Genomic DNA, 17066 nt, shown 5'->3' with positions numbered 1-17066 from the left:
TATGAATTTCTTGGCACATACTTATCTTTCATTTGGTAATGATGATGCCATCGTCGGTAATCTTGTTGCCGATATGATAAAAGGGAAACAAATAGATTCACTACCTGAGAATATTCAAAAAGGTATTGTATTGCATCGCCAAATAGATGCATTTACGGATAGACACGAAGTAAATAAATCAGCCAAGAACATATTCACAAAAAGTGTCGGCAGATACAATGCCAGTTTTCTTGACGTAGCATACGATCATTATCTAGCTACGGATACTCAAAGAATACCCAACGACGGTTGGCAAAGCTTTGCCAACAAATGCTATTCAGCAATAGAATCAAGACATCAACTTTTGCCTCAAGATTTTCTAAATATGTTTGTATATATGAAAAATGAAAACTGGCTGGCAAACTATCAGAATAGTTGGCTTATCGAACGAAGTTTCGAAAGGTTGGCACGAAGAGCAAAATACCTTGATGAGTCTGTTAATGTATTCAATGACTTCGAAAAGAACTATACACTGATAGCTGATAGTTATGGAGCCTTTTTCCCTGAATTAGAAGAATTTGCAAAGAACACTTACATAGAGCTCTATGGAGATTTATGAAGCGGACATTCTTATTATTGCAACAATAAACATTACAGCCGATATTCCCATATAGATCATCCCATTTGCTAGAATATCATCTTTTTCTTTCTTATTCGCAGGCATGCGAATCGTTAGATTAGAAAAGCCCATTTTCTTTTCTAAAACTACGTGCGTTCTCTGACGGTAAAAATACGACCAAGCCATTGCACCAATAGCTCCGGCTAATTGAAGTAGAATTGTTGCAATCAGAGCAAATAGTCCAAACTTAATAAAATCAAGAGACTTTTTCTCCTTATAACCAGCATAGTCTAATATTTTACGAGCCTCTTTTTCGTCAATAAGCTCCTTATTAACCATTTCACGATAAACTCCATTGGCTTCTTCTCTAACAGGTAACATCACTAAAGCTCTGTATGCATCATAATCACGAACTTTTGAGTTTGTATTCTTCCTAAGCTCAGTTTCTTTTACTACTTGAACTTTAGGAACGATAGGCTTAGGAGATTGTTCTTTTGATACTACTTTAATCTCAGGAACTGGTGGTGGTATAACTTGAGCTGTTTTTTGTTCTTTTACTTCGGTGTCTTCACTTGTGGATACAGATTGTTTAATCGTACCCTGATTTCTATTCTCAAGCTTTCTTGTCGGAATCCTCTTTATTGGTTTATCAAGTACATCAATTGTTCGCTCGGTATTTCCTGGATCATAAATACCTTTTTCTTGCTTACTATATGCTCCTTCTTGCTGGGTAATTTCTTTATAGGATTTAACACGTCTTTCAAGCTCTTTCTTTACCAAAGCTTTATCTTCATATGATTTGACATAATCACCATCATACGTCTTTCTATATGTACTTTCCGAATAATTTTGCCCCATAAAGTGATAACCAATTTCTTGATTCTAAGATAATAAATATATTACGATTTATTAAAAGCTACTTGATACTCTTTGGACAATATTGCACAATTGTCTTACATCTGATAATTTCAATTCGAAATCAGCATATTCAGGAGAAGGATTTAAAGAATGGCAGATTATTGAAAAATCATTTATATTCTGATTTATAATCTGTTTACATAATACAGTATTATCAAGAACAATAATCCAATTAGGGAAATCATCTGTCCGTAATTTATTATGCCAATGCTCTTGTCCTAATTCACGGGCCAGAACAATATCACCATTACATAAACTCCTTTTACTATCATCATCCATGCTATCGCCTTTTATTTCAAAAGCGTAATAGCGTCCATGTCCGATTTGATCGACAATGAAATCAAATTCATCAAAACTCTCACCAACAAATTCAGCGTCTCTACTTTCATCAACATATTTAGCATAAGCCTTTACAGGTATAAAAGGAACACGCATACGGAATTTACCACTAGCCATTTCATAATACTTTGTACCTGATTTCGTCACAAGAAATGGTTCTTCAATTTTCACATTTCCCTGACGTTCCATCTGTCCCTCACCTGTAGCAAGCCATTCTTCATTGACATCAAAATACTGAGCCAATAAAGCTATATTTGATTTGTTGGGATTTGTCTTACCCTCTAGATAATTTCCTATAGTACCTTTAGTAATAGCAGTATCTTTCCAAATACGATATGCTGTTACATTATCTCTATCTAATAAGCTTCGAAGTCTATCTTTAAAATCCATAAGATTCAATATTTAACCAACAATATTATATACGGAGCAAATGTAGTTAAATTTTAAATCAAGTTCAATAATAATTTACAGAACTTGATCTAATATAAGTATTAATTCAATCAGTTTATTAACTGAAGAATAGTCGAATCATTTTGTTCTTTTATAACATACTTCTTTTTGTAGAATAAGGTATCTGGACGGCCTTCCAATTGATGTGCATAAAAGTCTAGCGCATCTAAATCTCGCAGAATATCTGATTCATCAAATATATTTTGGCTTATGCCCTGTTTATTTCCATAGTACAAAATAAGATTTTTCCCTAAACGGGTATATCCTTCAACTTTATCCCGATTTAAACCATAACCTGTCATAAGAGTTACAATATTATTATTTCCTTCTTTTGTAAATGATAAATAATATAAGCGACGTAATTTCTCATAACCTGCCAGATTAATATCTGACATAGCGTTTACATAACTTTCCATCTCAGCCTCTAATGATGGACTCATCGGACGAAGATTATTCAATGAATCCTGTTTAGCTATCTCTTTTTGGCGCGCTATCTCTTCAAACTTCTCAACTCTTTCCCTAAGCTGATCTTCCTTATATCCATAAACAAAATAACTGACAACAAGCATTACAAGGCAAACTATTACTAAAGTCTTCTTTTCCATAATTCAAAATTTAGAAGTTATACAATCTTTTACTTAATAGGTGCAAAAGATTCTTATATTCCATAAAACAGATCAATATTTTTCTACATCAATATTCAAAGATACAATTTTGGCTAAGACGACACTAATTATACAATAAAATCAATCTGATTTTTAGCAAGCAACAACTAACATTTTGCTATCTTTACACTATCATACTAATGGCTAAACACCAAATCTAAATTATAAGCTATGAGCAAATATCAAAATTTCCAACAGTACCTCAAAAAAGAGCTGAATGATATACATACAGCGGGTTTATACAAAGATGAGAGAATCATAATTTCTCCTCAAAGTGCAAGCATACGTGTAAGTTCTGGACAGGAAGTTCTCAACTTTTGTGCGAATAACTATTTAGGCTTATCTGACAATAAGGAACTTATTGAAGCTGCTAAGCAAGCATTGGACACTCATGGCTATGGCATGTCTTCTGTTCGATTTATATGTGGAACACAAGATCTACATAAACAACTCGAAGCTTCAATAGCTAAATTCTTCGGGACAGAAGATTCTATCCTATACGCTGCTTGCTTTGATGCAAATGGAGGTGTATTCGAACCACTTCTTACTGATCAGGATGCTATTATATCAGACTCATTGAACCATGCATCTATAATTGATGGCGTGAGACTCTGTAAAGCAGTAAGATATAGATATGCCAATGCTGATATGGCTGATCTGGAAGAACAATTGAAAAAAGCTCAAGCTCAACGCTTCCGCCTTATAGTAACCGATGGAGTATTTTCTATGGATGGTAACGTTGCTCCTCTAGACGAAATATACGAATTGGCTAAAAAGTACGATGCAATGATCATGGTTGATGAGTCACATTCAGCCGGAGTTGTAGGACGTACAGGACGAGGAACTACCGAATTATTCAATCTTCGTGGAGAAGTAGAAATTATCACCGGCACATTAGGTAAAGCTTTCGGTGGTGCTATTGGAGGATTTACAACTGGTAAGAAAGAAATCATAGATATGCTTCGCCAGCGTTCGCGTCCATACCTATTTTCCAATTCAATTCCTCCACTAATTGCTGCAGCAGGTATAAAAATGTTTGAAATGATAGATCGTACAAATGATCTACAAGACAAACTTCATAGTAATACAGCCTACTTTGTAGAAAAACTAACAGCAGCTGGTTTCGATATAAAACCGACTCAATCGGCAATCTGCGCAGTGATGTTATACGATGCTAAATTATCGCAAGATATGGCTGCACAACTTCAAGAAGAAGGAATATATGTTACAGGATTTTACTATCCGGTCGTTCCGAAAGGCCAAGCAAGAATACGTGTTCAAATATCAGCAGCTCATGAAATAGAACATCTTGACAAATGTATCGCTGCTTTCACTAAAATAGGTAAAAAACTAGGTGTTATATGAAGAAAATTCTAATTGTTGGTAGTACCGGACAGATCGGATCGGAACTGAGCGTAAAACTTCGATCAATCTATGGAGAGGATAATGTTATATGTGGATATTTCAAACCTCCATTTCCGGAGAACTTCTTCGAAGCTGGACCAACTGAAGAGATTGATGCCACAGACATTAATCAAATAGCATCAGTTGTCAAGAAATACAATATTGATACAATTTACAATCTTGCAGCTATTCTATCAGCCACAGCCGAGAAGAATCCGAAATTGGGTTGGGATGTTGGAATGGGAAGTTTAATGAACTGTCTGGATGTAGCTCGTGAATACAAATGCGGTTTATTCACACCAAGCTCAATCGGAGCATTCGGAGCAAATACACCCAAGGATAAAACTCCGCAAGATACAATTCAACGGCCTAATACCGTTTATGGTATTACCAAGGTTGCAGGCGAGTTACTTAGCGATTACTATTTCTCCCGATGGGGTGTTGATACAAGATCGGTTCGTTTTCCCGGACTTATCTCAAATATGACATTGCCTGGCGGGGGAACAACAGACTATGCTGTCGAAATATACTACAAAGCAGTAAAAGGCGAGACATTTACCTGCCCTATTGAAGCCGGCACATATATGGACATGATGTATATGCCTGATGCTTTGAACGCGATGGTCAACCTGATGGAAGCAGATCCTAATAAGCTTATACACCGTAACTCATTCAATATTGCATCTATGAGTTTCGATCCTGAGATGATCTATACAGCAATCAAGCAGCATTATCCTAATTTTATTATGGAATACGATGTTGATCCTTTGAAGCAAGCTATTGCAGATTCGTGGCCTAATTCTCTTGATGATTCTTGTGCCCGCGAAGAATGGAATTGGAAACCCGAATACGATCTAAATAGTATGACCGAAGATATGATTAAGGTTTTAAAACAACGACAAGTACATTTATAATAAGCTCTAATGAAATAAAAGACCTACTAAAAATTAGTAGGTCTTTTATTTACTATGCCTTCAAGTATTCATTTTTGAATATATTGACTAGGACAAAAAACATTGACAACATAAGTGGGCCAAAAATCACCCCCCAAAAGCCAAACAACGTAAGACCTGCAATAGCACCAAAAACAGTTATCAACGGATGAACATCTGCCAGCTTCTTTTGAAGCATAAATCTGAACAGATTGTCTACATTAGAGATAACAAGCAATGCATAAATCAAAAGCCCTATTGCATCTTGCCAATTACCGCTTAAAGCTAAGAATAGGACTAGTGGTGCCCATAAAAAGCCTGTACCTACAATCGGTATTATACTAGCAAAGCAAGTTAAGAATCCAAATAAAACAGGATTGGGCACATCAAACAGATAATAACCTAATGTAGCAATCGCTCCTTGCAAGATTGCAAGAATAGGTATTCCCACAGCATTAGAAGTCACCATCCTTTTCACTTCATCCAAAACAATTCTCTTGTTTGACTCATTAAAAGGAAGCAAGTCGTATATAAATGTTTCCATCTCTCGATTACCTATCAACATAAAGTATAAAGCAAATAATAAGACTACTGCATTAACTACAAAATAGCTTATTTGTCCAACAAGCGTTTGTAGAAACATTGAAAAATAGGATGTTGCTTTCGTTATATTCTCCTGACTCAATAGATCATACCCTGTTCGTTCCTGAAATACAGATACAAACCGCTGCATCACGTTAAAAAGCTCTGATGGCTGTATATTTGCCCCATAGTGACTGAGATTACCTACAACCAACCAAATTATTAGAAAAGTGGGCAAAAGAATGCAGAGTATAACTTCAAGCAGAATAATAACAGCTGACAAGTTCTTACCTAACTTCTTCGTTTCATTGAGGTATATCATCTGTCGACGTACAATTACATAAACAGTGAATGCACCCAAGAAACCTCCTAAAAAAGGAGTTAGTTCAGAAAATATCAATATAGCAAATAATAAAATAACTGCTATTAAAGATAAAAGCTTGTAATAATCTTTAAACGTTTGCTTCATATAGATAACAATATAGAGTTTGCCCTATAAAAGTACAATAAAAGGGCTTATTTTTAATGAAATAAGCCCTTTTTAGAGAAATATTTTGCTTAATGCTTTTCTTTCAGTGCTGCGAAGATCAAAGCTTCTAGTTCTTCCGCTAATTCAGGATTATCTTTTACTGTATCCTTAGCAGCTTCGCGTCCTTGACCTAATTTGGTGTCGTTATAGCTATACCAAGATCCGCTTTTCTTAATTACTCCCAACTCTGCACCTAAATCGATAATTTCACCTGCACGAGAAATTCCTTCACCATACATAATATCGAATTCTGCTTTGCGGAAAGGAGGAGCTACTTTATTCTTAGCAACTTTCACTCGCGTTTGGCTACCTTTTACTTCATCGCCATCTTTCAATTGCCCGATACGACGTATATCAAGACGGACTGATGAATAGTATTTCAATGCGTTACCTCCGGTTGTAGTTTCTGGCGAACCAAACATAACACCAATTTTATCACGTAGCTGGTTGATGAATACACAAACAGTATTTGTTTTATTGATAGCTGCAGTCAGTTTACGTAAAGCCTGAGACATCAAACGTGCCTGAAGTCCCATTTTAGAGTCGCCCATCTCACCTTCAAGTTCAGCTTTTGGAGTCAATGCCGCAACCGAGTCAATAACGATAATATCGATAGCTGATGAACGAATCAATTGCTCGGCTATTTCCAAAGCTTGCTCACCGCTATCCGGTTGAGAAATCCATAGATTATCGATATCTACTCCAAGTTTTTCTGCATAAAAACGATCGAATGCATGTTCAGCATCGATGAAAGCAGCGATACCACCTAATTTCTGAGCTTCGGCAATTGCGTGGATTGCCAATGTTGTTTTACCCGACGATTCTGGTCCATAAATTTCCACAACACGTCCACGTGGGTAACCACCTACTCCTAGAGCCGCATTAAGGGCAATCGAGCCTGTAGGGATAACTGCTACTTCAGTTATTTTCTCGTCACCCATTTTCATGATCGAACCTTTACCGTAGTTCTTCTCTATCTTATCCATTGCTGCCTGCAATGCTTTCAGCTTCTCTGCATTTGCCGGAGCCTTATTCTCTTCTGCCATTTCTTATATTTGATTTAAATTATTGATTTACTAATATTTGTGCTGTATGATCTTTTGTTTTCACTTCTTTTGGGCCAATAACGCGAGTTATAACTCCATTCTCATCAATCAAAAATGTTGTACGTAATGTCCCCATAAACTTTTTACCCATAAACGACTTTTCACCCCATACACCAAAAGCCTCTACGAGTTTCTTATCTGTATCAGCAATCAATCGGAACGGAAGTTCTTGTTTCTCTATAAATTTAAGATGCGATTTTTCGCTATCTACACTTACACCAAGCACTTCGTATCCCTCTTTCTGCAATACTGAGTAATTATCTCTCAAATTACAAGCCTGAGCTGTACAACCCGGTGTACTATCTTTCGGATAAAAGTATAATACTATTTTTTTACCTGCATAGTCCGAAGCTTTCACTTCGACACCATTCTGATCCAAACCTAAAAGGGCTGGTATTTTATTTCCTACTGTTAGTCCCATATTCTTTTATTTATTTTAGAGCAGGTTCAAACCACTTATCATTTAAAGGAGCAACATAATGTTCCATTTTATTAAGTAATTGCTCTATGTTATTATCTACAAGCATCATATCACGATATTCAGCTTTAACGAAACGTTTCTCTATCATCTGATCCACAAATGCCATCAATGGATCATAATAATTCTCTGTATTGAGTAGACCAATCGGTTTCCGGTGCAAAGCCAATTGTCCCCAAGTTAGCATTTCAAACAATTCATCCATTGTACCAAAACCTCCGGGAAGAGCAATAACTGCATGACTCAACTCATCCATTTTCGCTTTTCGCTCGTGCATAGTCTCTACCAGATAGTTTGTTTTTACTCCTGAGTGAGCTAATTCCTTCTTCTCTAGGAAACGGGGAATTACTCCAATCACATCACCTCCTGCATCCAATACACCATCAGCTACAGCACCCATTAACCCTACGTGAGCACCACCATAAACAAGTCCGTAATCGTGCCTTACCAATGCTTTTCCCAATTCGAATGCTTGTTCTCTATATATTTTTTCTTTACCTTCGGCTGATCCGCAGAAGACTGTTACGTATTTCATATTTTTGCAAGTTTACCAACAAAGATAAGAAATAATATCAATCTCGTCGGGTAGTAAACCATCAAAGAGAACGGAAGTTTTCCACAATTGATACATTATTTTTATTTAATTCATAACACAATGAAATACAATACCATAATACTTTTATCTATTCTAGCAATTCTATCGTTTGATAGCTGTAATTCTTCAAAAAAAGTACAGAATACTGTTGAGAATTGGGCAAATACAGCCGCTAGTGCTGACTTCGAAATATATGTAGATTTATCATCTATCAAGCGTGAAGGCTCTATTGTTTATGCTCGTGAAAAACGTATATATACCTCTCCTGAAGATAGGGCAAAATATGTCGAAAATATTGCCAGCAAGGGACTGAAAATGTACAAAATTGAAAGATGGAACGATTTCAGTTATTGTATATACGAATATGAATGCGATTGTGCTAACAAGAAATCTCGGGTTATTGCTGTTGAGGATTATGACTCTACGGGCAAATTGATCCTTCGCTCAACCATTGACAAAAAGAAAAGAGCATGGAAAGATGTAGAGCCCGATACGGTTGAAGATTATACCTTCTTTTTGATTTGTGACTATGAGGATTTAAAAAGTAATTCTGAATCTAATCCTTAATCAACGAAGTACCAATTGTTAAAAAGTAACACTTGTATACAGTTTTTGATTGATTACAGTATTGTATACTTCTGAAATATCAAAGAGCTTTTCTTGTATAGATAAAGCTCTTTTTATTTTATGCCATTTTATTTAGTCTAGACAATTCTTTTACCGAACGGGCTAAGAGCTAATGCCATCAGCTTGAAATGCTGCTTTCCGAATGGGATTCCTATAATTGTTATACAAAAAAAGATTCCCCACAATAGATGAGTTAGCATTATCCAGAAACCTGCAACAAAGAACCAAATTATATTCATCACTACATTCAGGTAACCAACAGTATCTTCTGCTTTTTCTATTTTATGCCCGAATGGCCATATCGAAAAAACACCTAACTTGATACTCTGAATACCAAAAGGGATTCCTATAATAGTAATCATCAGGGTAACACCGCCTAAAATATACTCCAAAGCTATCATCCAGCCTCCGAATATAAACCATATCAAATTTCCTATTGTTTTCATCGTTCTAACATTATTGGATTTCTAATCTATTCACTTATTGTACTGACACTTGTAGCTGACTTATCAAAAAAGTAACACAAAACTCCACCTATCGTATAGCAAAGCATATCGCCCCACGTGAAAACTGTTCCAAGAACAATACGTGCTACTCTATTATTTTGCAAACCAAAAAGTTCTACCATATTCAGATACTGACCAAATTCTACTAAATAGGCAAATAACAGAACTGCAACAACCAAATATAGTTTTTTAATTTCAAAAAATGCTTTTATAAAATAATATATTAGTATGACTACCAATATATCGCCGACATAAGGTCTTATGATTTTATCATCAACATACAATGCTATCAGAACTTCAACGAAGAAAATAGTTATAGCAATAAGCAACGATTTCAGATCAAATCGGAAACGCAACAGAGGGGATTTATCGGTATTTTTCATCAATATCTTCCTCCATCATACTCAAGTATGATTTATAGCGACTTTCGCTGATATAATGGTTTTCGACTGCATCTCGGACTGCACAACCCGGCTCGTTCAAGTGTAAACAATTGTTGAATCGACAGTCTTTCGAAAATTTAAAAATATCTTTAAAATAATGAGATATCTCTTCTTTTTCCATATTCACCGTACCGAAGCCTTTCACTCCAGGTGTATCAATTATATAGCCTCCCGATTCCAGTTCGAGCATCTCAGAAAAGGTTGTAGTATGCATCCCTTTATTGTGAATTTCAGAAATTGCTCCCGTTCGCAATTCGGCTTCAGGTACCAAAGCATTTATCAATGTTGATTTTCCAACTCCCGAATGCCCCGAAAACAGTGTTACTTTTCCTTCAATCAGCTCATGAAGTGTATCTAGATTCTCTTTCTCTAAAGCAGAAACTTTAATACACGAGTAACCTATCGTCTCGTACAGATTTGTTAGAGCATCAAGATAAGCTAATTCATCTTCATCATAAATATCTACTTTATTGAAAACAATACAAGTAGGTATACTATAAGCTTCACTCATAGCTAGAAAACGATCGATAAAAACTGTCGATGTTTCAGGGAAACTCACAGTTACTACTAGAAAACACAAGTCTACATTCGCCGCTAAAATATGAGATTGTTTCGATAAATTCGAAGCACGGCGTATAACGTAGTTCTTACGATCTTTTATTTCTGTAATAAAGGCCGTACCCTCAGGATTCTGAATGATAGTTACCCTATCCCCTACTACAACCGGATTTGTACTCCGGATTCCCTGCAAACGAAAGTTACCTTTAATTTTACATTCAACATCAGTACCCTCATCCGTACGAACAAGATACCAACTACCAGTATTTCTTATGACTAATCCTTCTGTCATTCAATATATTTATATAAGCAACGAGAACCCAAAGTAACAAATAGTACTTTGAGTTCTTGTTTATTTCATTGCTTCAATTTAGACTGTCAAGATTTCTTTTTCTTTCAATGCAAAAACTTCATCTATCTTTTTGATATACTTATCATGAATTTTTTGCATGCTAGCTTCAGCATCTTTCGCTAAATCTTCGCCTAAACCTTCTTTAACAAGTTTTTTGTATCCGTCAATTGCATCACGACGAGCATTACGAACACTAATTTTTGCATCTTCAGCTTCGCCCTTAGATTGTTTTACCAATTGTTTACGACGCTCTTCTGTCAAAGGAGGCATACTCAAACGGATCATCTCTCCATTATTGTCCGGTGTAATACCTACATCCGAATCAAGGATTGCTTTTTCTACTTCACGCAACATTTGCTTTTCCCATGGTTGTATCACGATTGTACGCGCATCAGGCGTATTGATCGATGCAACTCCACTCAATGGTGTCAATGTTCCGTAATAATCTAGTTTAATTCCGTCTAAAATATGAGGATTAGCTTTTCCTGCACGAATACGTGACAATACTTCTTCCAAATATTCTACAGAACCTTGCATTTTCTCTTCTGCTTTCTTGGTTATTGCTGCAATATCTGACATAGATTTTTACTTTTATATAATTATTTTATCAAATTCTCAATTTATGCATGAACATATGTTCCAATATTCTCGCCACGCATTACTTTTTCCAGATTACCCGGTGTATCCATATCGAAAACTACAATTGGCAGATTGTTTTCTTTACACATTACTGTAGCCGTTAAGTCCATCACTTTCAGCCCTCTTTCCAATACTTCGTCATACGAAATCTTATCAAATTTAGTTGCTGTAGGATCTTTCTCTGGATCAGCTGTATAGATACCATCTACACGAGTTCCTTTCAGCATAACATCGGCCTCGATTTCAATTCCTCGAAGAGAAGAACCTGTATCTGTTGTAAAGAATGGATTTCCTGTTCCGCATGAAAGTATAACAACTTCGCCGTTGTCCATAGCTTCAATGGCTTTCCATTTTGTATATATTTCGCCAATAGGCTCCATACGGATAGCTGTCATCACACGCGATTTAACTCCGGCAGCTGTCAATGCTGAGCTGAGAGCTAAGCTGTTGATAACAGTAGCAAGCATTCCCATTTGATCGCCTTTTACTCGATCAAAACCTTTGGATGCTCCGCTCAATCCTCTGAAAATATTTCCTCCACCTATCACGATACTTATCTGAACACCCATTTCAGAAATGGATTTAATTTGTTCAGCGTATTCGTTTAAACGCTTTGTATCAATACCATATTGCTGATCGCCCATTAGCGATTCGCCACTCAGTTTCAGGAGGATTCTATTATATTTAGCCATTATATTTCTTAAGTTTTTACAAATCTAATATTTTTTTCTACACTAAACAATATGAATTTGTTACTCACGTCCTTTCTGTAAAAGCTCATTATACAGATTTTCGTCAGTAATGATTTCAATACCTTTCTTATAGATATTGTTCTCTTTATTCATAATTTTATAATATGCTGCATTTTCGTACAGATCACGGGCAATTAGAGATTTAAGCTGCGCTTCTATCAATGTCTTCGAACGCTCCAACCCCTCTTTATCAGATTCCTCGTCTTTCTTCTTGATTTCTGTTTTTTCTTTTTCCGCCTCGTTATGTTGAAGTCCAGTACTGCTTATTTGTTCTGAGGCCACACTTGTTGTGTCCTTTATTTCAAGCTTCATTTCTTTATCAAGTTTAGCAAACATTTCGTCCGAAACTACATATTTTGCATCAAACTCTTCGACTGTTGGATATTTAGCCAATAGCTGTTTCCTGTTTTTATCGACTTCATCCATCGATACTTTGTAAATAGCACCACTATAAATCAACTTATTATGATAAGCCGAGTAACGCGATGTATCGATTGGTACAAAATAGTCAGGCATAATACCTCCGCCACCATAAACAGTACGTTCGTTGACTAATGTTTTATATTTTAGAGAATCAGGAAAATGAATACTATCTGCCGACATCATCTCACCTTTATTGTATCTATCAATCACATCTCGCGCGTATGATTCAGGTTTACCATTTTCATACGGCTTCTGAATACTTCTACCTGTAGGTGTATAGTATCTTGCGACAGTCAATCTTATTTCCGAATTGTCATGTAATCTGAAAGGTCTTTGTACGAGTCCTTTTCCGAAGCTTCTACGTCCAACTATTACTCCCCTATCCCAATCTTGTACGGCTCCCGAAACAATCTCACTTGCCGATGCCGATGCTTCATTAATCAGAATAACTAATTTGCCATCAGTCAATGCTCCACGGCTGTTTGCTTCTGCAACTTGTCTCGATTGTTTTGTACCTTCTGTATAAACAATCAATTGCTTCTTATCTAAGAACTGATTTGCTATTTCAATTGCAGCAGTCAGATATCCTCCGCCGTTACTTTCAAGGTCGAGAATAAGATTCTTCATCCCTTCTTTTTTCAATTTACCACAAGCTTCCATAAACTCGGCTGTAGTAGTTGCTCCAAAACGGCTCAATCTGATATAGCCAACTTCTGATGCTACCATATATGCAGCATCTAAACTATAAATCGGAATTTTGTCTCTTACAATCTTGAAACTTATCAAATCAGGAACTCCACGACGCATAACTTTTACGTTTACAGAAGTTCCTTTCGGGCCTTTCAATCGCGACATGATATTCTTATTCGACATTTTCACTCCTGCAATCACAGTGTCATTCACCATGATAATTCTGTCGCCTGGTAGAATTCCTACTTTTTGTGAAGGCCCACCCGAAACAGTCTCGATTACATACAATGTATCTGTCATCATATTGAACATGATACCTATGCCATCAAAGTTACCTTGCAAAGGTTCTTCCATTTCTTTGATATCTTCGGCACTAATGTAACTCGAATGCGGGTCTAACTTTTCTAATGTAGCTTTTATAACGTCTTCAGATAGCTTCTTATCATCGACTTCATCTACATAAAAATTTTCAATAAGAGCCATCGTATTTGCGACCTTCTTGGTTCCTTCGCTCATTCTCATACTCTGAGCATAACCTGACAAACAGAAAATTGCTAAAAGTAAAGCCGTGAATATCGTTTTTTTCATATTTGGTATATTAAAATAAAACTCGATAACAAATTATCGAGTTGTGTTTCGAATTAAGTTTATATTGAAATGTAAAGATGTAAAAAATTTACGATTCTCTATTACAGCAACGAAATCAATTAATCTTTTTTATCAATATCAATTCCTTTGGGTACAAACTTACTGACATCGTGTCCATAGCGTATAAGTTCGCGTACGATCGTCGAGCTAATATGAGTAAGTTCAGGTTCAGTAAAAAGTATAACAGTTTCTATTCCCGACATTGTTCGGTTCATATCTGCTATATTCTTTTCGTACTCAAAATCATTGATTGAGCGTATTCCCCGAATAATCATCGTTGCATTTTTCTCTTTAGCAAAATCGATTGTCAAACAGTCGTAGCTAGAAACAGAGATACGGGATTCGTTTTTATACAAATCCCGTATTATTTCTAAACGCCTTTCGAGCGAAAAGCAACTTTTTTTAGTATCGTTAATACCAATGGCAATTACCAACTCATCGACCAAATCCAACGATCGCTTAACCAGAGAGTCGTGACCAATAGTAAATGGATCGAATGTACCTGGAAATAAGCCTATTCTTTTTTTCATATTAGTTAGCCATGTCAGAGATAAACTTGATACGCACCAAGCGTATTTCAGTTTCTGTATATTCTCCTAGTTCATTGATAGCTTCTTCCAAATCATCTGATTCTGCCTCTTGGAAATACATAAATATATCATCAAGGTGATCTTCATCAATTACCTCACGCAAGAAATAATCAATATTAATCTTAGTACCAGAGAATACGATAGCTTCTACCTCGTCCAACAACTCATTAAATTCGATACCTTTCGATTCTGCCAAGTCATCTAAAGCAACTTTTCTGTCAATGGCTTGTACGATAGCTACCTTCATTTTTGATTTATTAGCAACAGTCTTAACTCGAAGATCCTCAGGGCGAACCATTTCATTCTCTTCAACGTGACGTTTGATAATATCAACAAACTCTTGTCCGTATCTTTTAGCCTTACCTGCACCTACACCCGGTATATTCTGCAGTTCATCAAGTGTAATCGGATATATTGTAGCCATCGCCTCGAGTGATGGATCTTGGAAGATAACATAAGGTGGCACATTTAACTTTTTTGCCATTTTCTTACGTAAATCTTTCATTATCGAGAATAGCTCAATATCAACGGCCGAACCTCCGCCACCAGATTTGATTGCAACTTCGTCTATATTTTCATCGTCAATCTCATCTTCATCGATCTTCGATATCTTGAACGAAGTTGGTTTCTTCAGAAAGCTATTGCCTTTTTTCGTGACTTTCAGCAGTCCATAGTTTTCAATATCCTTTTCGAAAAAGCCGTCAATTACAGCCTGACGGAACACTTCGTTCCATACCTGTACATCAACATCATCTCCCGAACCGAATACTTCCAATTCCTGATGACCATAAGTTTCAATCTCAGAGGTTTCTTTACCTCTCAATACGTTAATTACGTAATCTGTTTTAAATTTTCCTTTAAGCGCGATTACACCTTCAATCGCTGTCAATAATAAGTCTTTTGCTTCCACTAGAGTTTTTGGATTAATGCAATTATCACAATTCCCACAATTCAATTCTTTATATTCTTCGCCAAAGTAATGTAAAAGTACTTTTTTACGACACATAGATGTTTCTGCATAAGCTGCAGTCTCCAGCAATAGTTGTTTTCCTATTTCTTGCTCGGCCACAGGTTTACCTTGCATAAATTTTTCCAACTTTTGCAAATCTTTGCTCGAATAAAAGGCTATACACTTACCTTCGCCGCCATCACGGCCTGCTCGTCCCGTTTCTTGATAATATCCTTCCAAGCTCTTAGGTATGTCATAGTGAATAACATATCGAACGTCTGGTTTATCAATTCCCATACCAAAGGCAATCGTAGCTACAATTACATCTACTTTCTCCATCAAAAAAGCATCCTGATTTTCAGAACGTGTATTTGCATCTAATCCTGCGTGGTAAGGACGGGCATTTATATCATTTGCCTGTAATATCTCGGCAAATTCTTCAACTTTTTTTCTACTTAAACAGTAAACTATTCCCGATTTTCCGGGATTAGCTTTAATATACTTGATGATATCCTTATCTACTTCATTCGTTTTGGTGCGAACTTCATAATAAAGGTTCGCCCTATTAAACGATGATTTAAATACATCAGCCTCTATCATACTAAGGCTTTTTTGGATATCATATTGCACTTTAGGCGTTGCAGTTGCAGTCAGCGCAATTACCGGATGCTTACCGATCTCATTTACTATCGGACGAATACGTCTATATTCAGGTCGGAAATCGTGTCCCCATTCTGATATACAATGCGCTTCATCAATTGCATAGAACGATATTTTAACATTTTTGAGAAATTCTACATTCTCTTCTTTTGTTAAAGATTCCGGAGCAACATACAACAATTTAGTCTTTCCACTCAAGATATCACCCTTCACTTTCTCTATAGCGCTTTTATTCAAAGACGAATTCATGAAGTGTGCAATACCATCCGTCTCGCTAAAATTACGCATAGCGTCTACCTGATTTTTCATCAGGGCTATCAACGGAGAAACAATAATTGCTGTTCCATCCATTATCAATGCAGGCAATTGGTAGCAAAGCGATTTACCGCCACCAGTTGGCATTAAAACAAAGGAATCTCGTCCATCTAATACATTTTGTATTATAGCCTTTTGGTTTCCTTTAAATTTATCGAAACCAAAATACTTTTTTAGATCGAGTTGCAATTTATCATTCTGATTGGGCATTTTCTAAAAGCTTCAGTTTGGTTGTCTATTTTAATATTTGTATATATCCAGCAATGGTTCTATACGAACTTAGTTCTTTTACACTAATACGAAGTTATACCCGAATTT

Annotated in this window: 19 protein-coding genes; 4 read left to right on the top strand and 15 right to left on the bottom strand. The window is 36.2% G+C overall.

From position 1 onward, the window contains the following. Nucleotide 1 precedes the first annotated feature (1 nt). Nucleotides 2-598: an acyl carrier protein phosphodiesterase gene (locus C1A06_RS11440; protein WP_101690396.1), complete on the top strand. Its 597-nt coding sequence runs from the start codon at nt 2-4 to the stop codon at nt 596-598. Here C1A06_RS11440 and C1A06_RS11435 read toward each other — a convergent pair. From C1A06_RS11435 to C1A06_RS11425, 3 genes are all read right to left on the bottom strand, one after another. Beyond that, on the bottom strand, nt 593-1456 hold the full coding sequence (locus C1A06_RS11435) for a hypothetical protein (RefSeq protein WP_101690395.1): 864 nt from the start codon (nt 1454-1456) through the stop codon (nt 593-595). The two genes, C1A06_RS11440 and C1A06_RS11435, sit on opposite strands and share 6 nt — an antisense overlap. 51 nt (nt 1457-1507) lie before the next feature. Then, a complete protein-coding gene (locus tag C1A06_RS11430) occupies nt 1508-2245 on the bottom strand; it encodes a LexA family transcriptional regulator (RefSeq protein ID WP_101690394.1) in 738 nt (245 codons plus the stop codon). 110 nt (nt 2246-2355) lie between these two features. Further along, a complete protein-coding gene (locus tag C1A06_RS11425; protein WP_101690393.1) occupies nt 2356-2910 on the bottom strand; it encodes a hypothetical protein in 555 nt (184 codons plus the stop codon). Between the two features lie 231 nt (nt 2911-3141). Here C1A06_RS11425 and kbl point away from each other — a divergent pair, with 231 nt between their 5' ends. Continuing rightward, nucleotides 3142-4335 carry a glycine C-acetyltransferase gene (gene kbl / locus C1A06_RS11420; RefSeq protein WP_101690392.1) on the top strand — a complete coding sequence of 398 codons (1194 nt, stop codon included), beginning with the start codon at nt 3142-3144 and terminating at the stop codon, nt 4333-4335. After that, nucleotides 4332-5288: an NAD-dependent epimerase/dehydratase family protein gene (locus C1A06_RS11415; RefSeq protein WP_101690391.1), complete on the top strand. Its 957-nt coding sequence runs from the start codon at nt 4332-4334 to the stop codon at nt 5286-5288. The genes kbl and C1A06_RS11415 overlap by 4 nt, the downstream gene beginning before the upstream one ends. A gap of 52 nt (nt 5289-5340) precedes the next feature. Here C1A06_RS11415 and C1A06_RS11410 read toward each other — a convergent pair whose 3' ends face one another. The 4 genes from C1A06_RS11410 to C1A06_RS11395 form a co-directional block, all read right to left on the bottom strand. Then, a complete protein-coding gene (locus C1A06_RS11410; protein ID WP_101690390.1) occupies nt 5341-6357 on the bottom strand; it encodes an AI-2E family transporter in 1017 nt (338 codons plus the stop codon). Between the two features lie 89 nt (nt 6358-6446). After that, nucleotides 6447-7463 carry a recombinase RecA gene (gene recA, locus C1A06_RS11405; protein WP_101690389.1) on the bottom strand — a complete coding sequence of 339 codons (1017 nt, stop codon included), beginning with the start codon at nt 7461-7463 and terminating at the stop codon, nt 6447-6449. A gap of 19 nt (nt 7464-7482) precedes the next feature. Then, on the bottom strand, nt 7483-7944 hold the full coding sequence (gene bcp, locus C1A06_RS11400; RefSeq protein ID WP_101690388.1) for a thioredoxin-dependent thiol peroxidase: 462 nt from the start codon (nt 7942-7944) through the stop codon (nt 7483-7485). A 10-nt stretch (nt 7945-7954) separates the two neighbouring features. Further along, nucleotides 7955-8536 carry an LOG family protein gene (locus C1A06_RS11395; protein ID WP_101690387.1) on the bottom strand — a complete coding sequence of 194 codons (582 nt, stop codon included), beginning with the start codon at nt 8534-8536 and terminating at the stop codon, nt 7955-7957. Nucleotides 8537-8656: 120 nt separating this feature from the next. Between C1A06_RS11395 and C1A06_RS11390 the strand changes: the two genes are divergently transcribed. Continuing rightward, nucleotides 8657-9163: a surface-adhesin E family protein gene (locus C1A06_RS11390; protein ID WP_101690386.1), complete on the top strand. Its 507-nt coding sequence runs from the start codon at nt 8657-8659 to the stop codon at nt 9161-9163. Nucleotides 9164-9300: 137 nt separating this feature from the next. Here C1A06_RS11390 and C1A06_RS11385 read toward each other — a convergent pair whose 3' ends face one another. The 8 genes from C1A06_RS11385 to recQ all read right to left on the bottom strand — a co-directional run bounded on the left by C1A06_RS11385 (nt 9301) and on the right by recQ (nt 16958). Beyond that, on the bottom strand, nt 9301-9669 hold the full coding sequence (locus C1A06_RS11385; protein ID WP_101690385.1) for a YccF domain-containing protein: 369 nt from the start codon (nt 9667-9669) through the stop codon (nt 9301-9303). A 26-nt stretch (nt 9670-9695) separates the two neighbouring features. Next, nucleotides 9696-10112, bottom strand: a complete 417-nt coding sequence (locus C1A06_RS11380) for a ribosomal maturation YjgA family protein (protein ID WP_221405685.1) — start codon at nt 10110-10112, stop codon at nt 9696-9698. Further along, nucleotides 10096-11022, bottom strand: a complete 927-nt coding sequence (gene rsgA / locus C1A06_RS11375; RefSeq protein ID WP_101690384.1) for a ribosome small subunit-dependent GTPase A — start codon at nt 11020-11022, stop codon at nt 10096-10098. The genes C1A06_RS11380 and rsgA overlap by 17 nt, the downstream gene beginning before the upstream one ends. Nucleotides 11023-11100: 78 nt before the next feature. Next, nucleotides 11101-11661 (bottom strand): ribosome recycling factor, encoded by a 561-nt coding sequence (gene frr / locus C1A06_RS11370; RefSeq protein WP_101690383.1) that lies wholly within the window; start codon nt 11659-11661, stop codon nt 11101-11103. Between the two features lie 41 nt (nt 11662-11702). Continuing rightward, nucleotides 11703-12413, bottom strand: a complete 711-nt coding sequence (gene pyrH, locus C1A06_RS11365) for a UMP kinase (RefSeq protein WP_101690382.1) — start codon at nt 12411-12413, stop codon at nt 11703-11705. Between the two features lie 60 nt (nt 12414-12473). Continuing rightward, nucleotides 12474-14174: a S41 family peptidase gene (locus C1A06_RS11360; protein ID WP_101690381.1), complete on the bottom strand. Its 1701-nt coding sequence runs from the start codon at nt 14172-14174 to the stop codon at nt 12474-12476. A 119-nt stretch (nt 14175-14293) separates the two neighbouring features. Then, the gene (gene coaD, locus C1A06_RS11355; protein ID WP_101690380.1) at nt 14294-14764 is read right to left on the bottom strand and encodes a pantetheine-phosphate adenylyltransferase; all 471 of its coding nucleotides are present in this window, start codon (nt 14762-14764) and stop codon (nt 14294-14296) included. A gap of 1 nt (nt 14765) precedes the next feature. Then, nucleotides 14766-16958, bottom strand: a complete 2193-nt coding sequence (recQ, locus tag C1A06_RS11350) for a DNA helicase RecQ (protein WP_101690379.1) — start codon at nt 16956-16958, stop codon at nt 14766-14768. Nucleotides 16959-17066 lie beyond the last annotated feature (108 nt).

This window comes from Dysgonomonas massiliensis, assembly GCF_900240225.1.
Taxonomy (GTDB): Bacteria; Bacteroidota; Bacteroidia; order Bacteroidales; family Dysgonomonadaceae; genus Dysgonomonas; species Dysgonomonas massiliensis.
The sequence above is the reverse complement of the archived record's forward strand: the minus strand, read 5'-3'. Positions and strand labels throughout refer to the sequence as shown.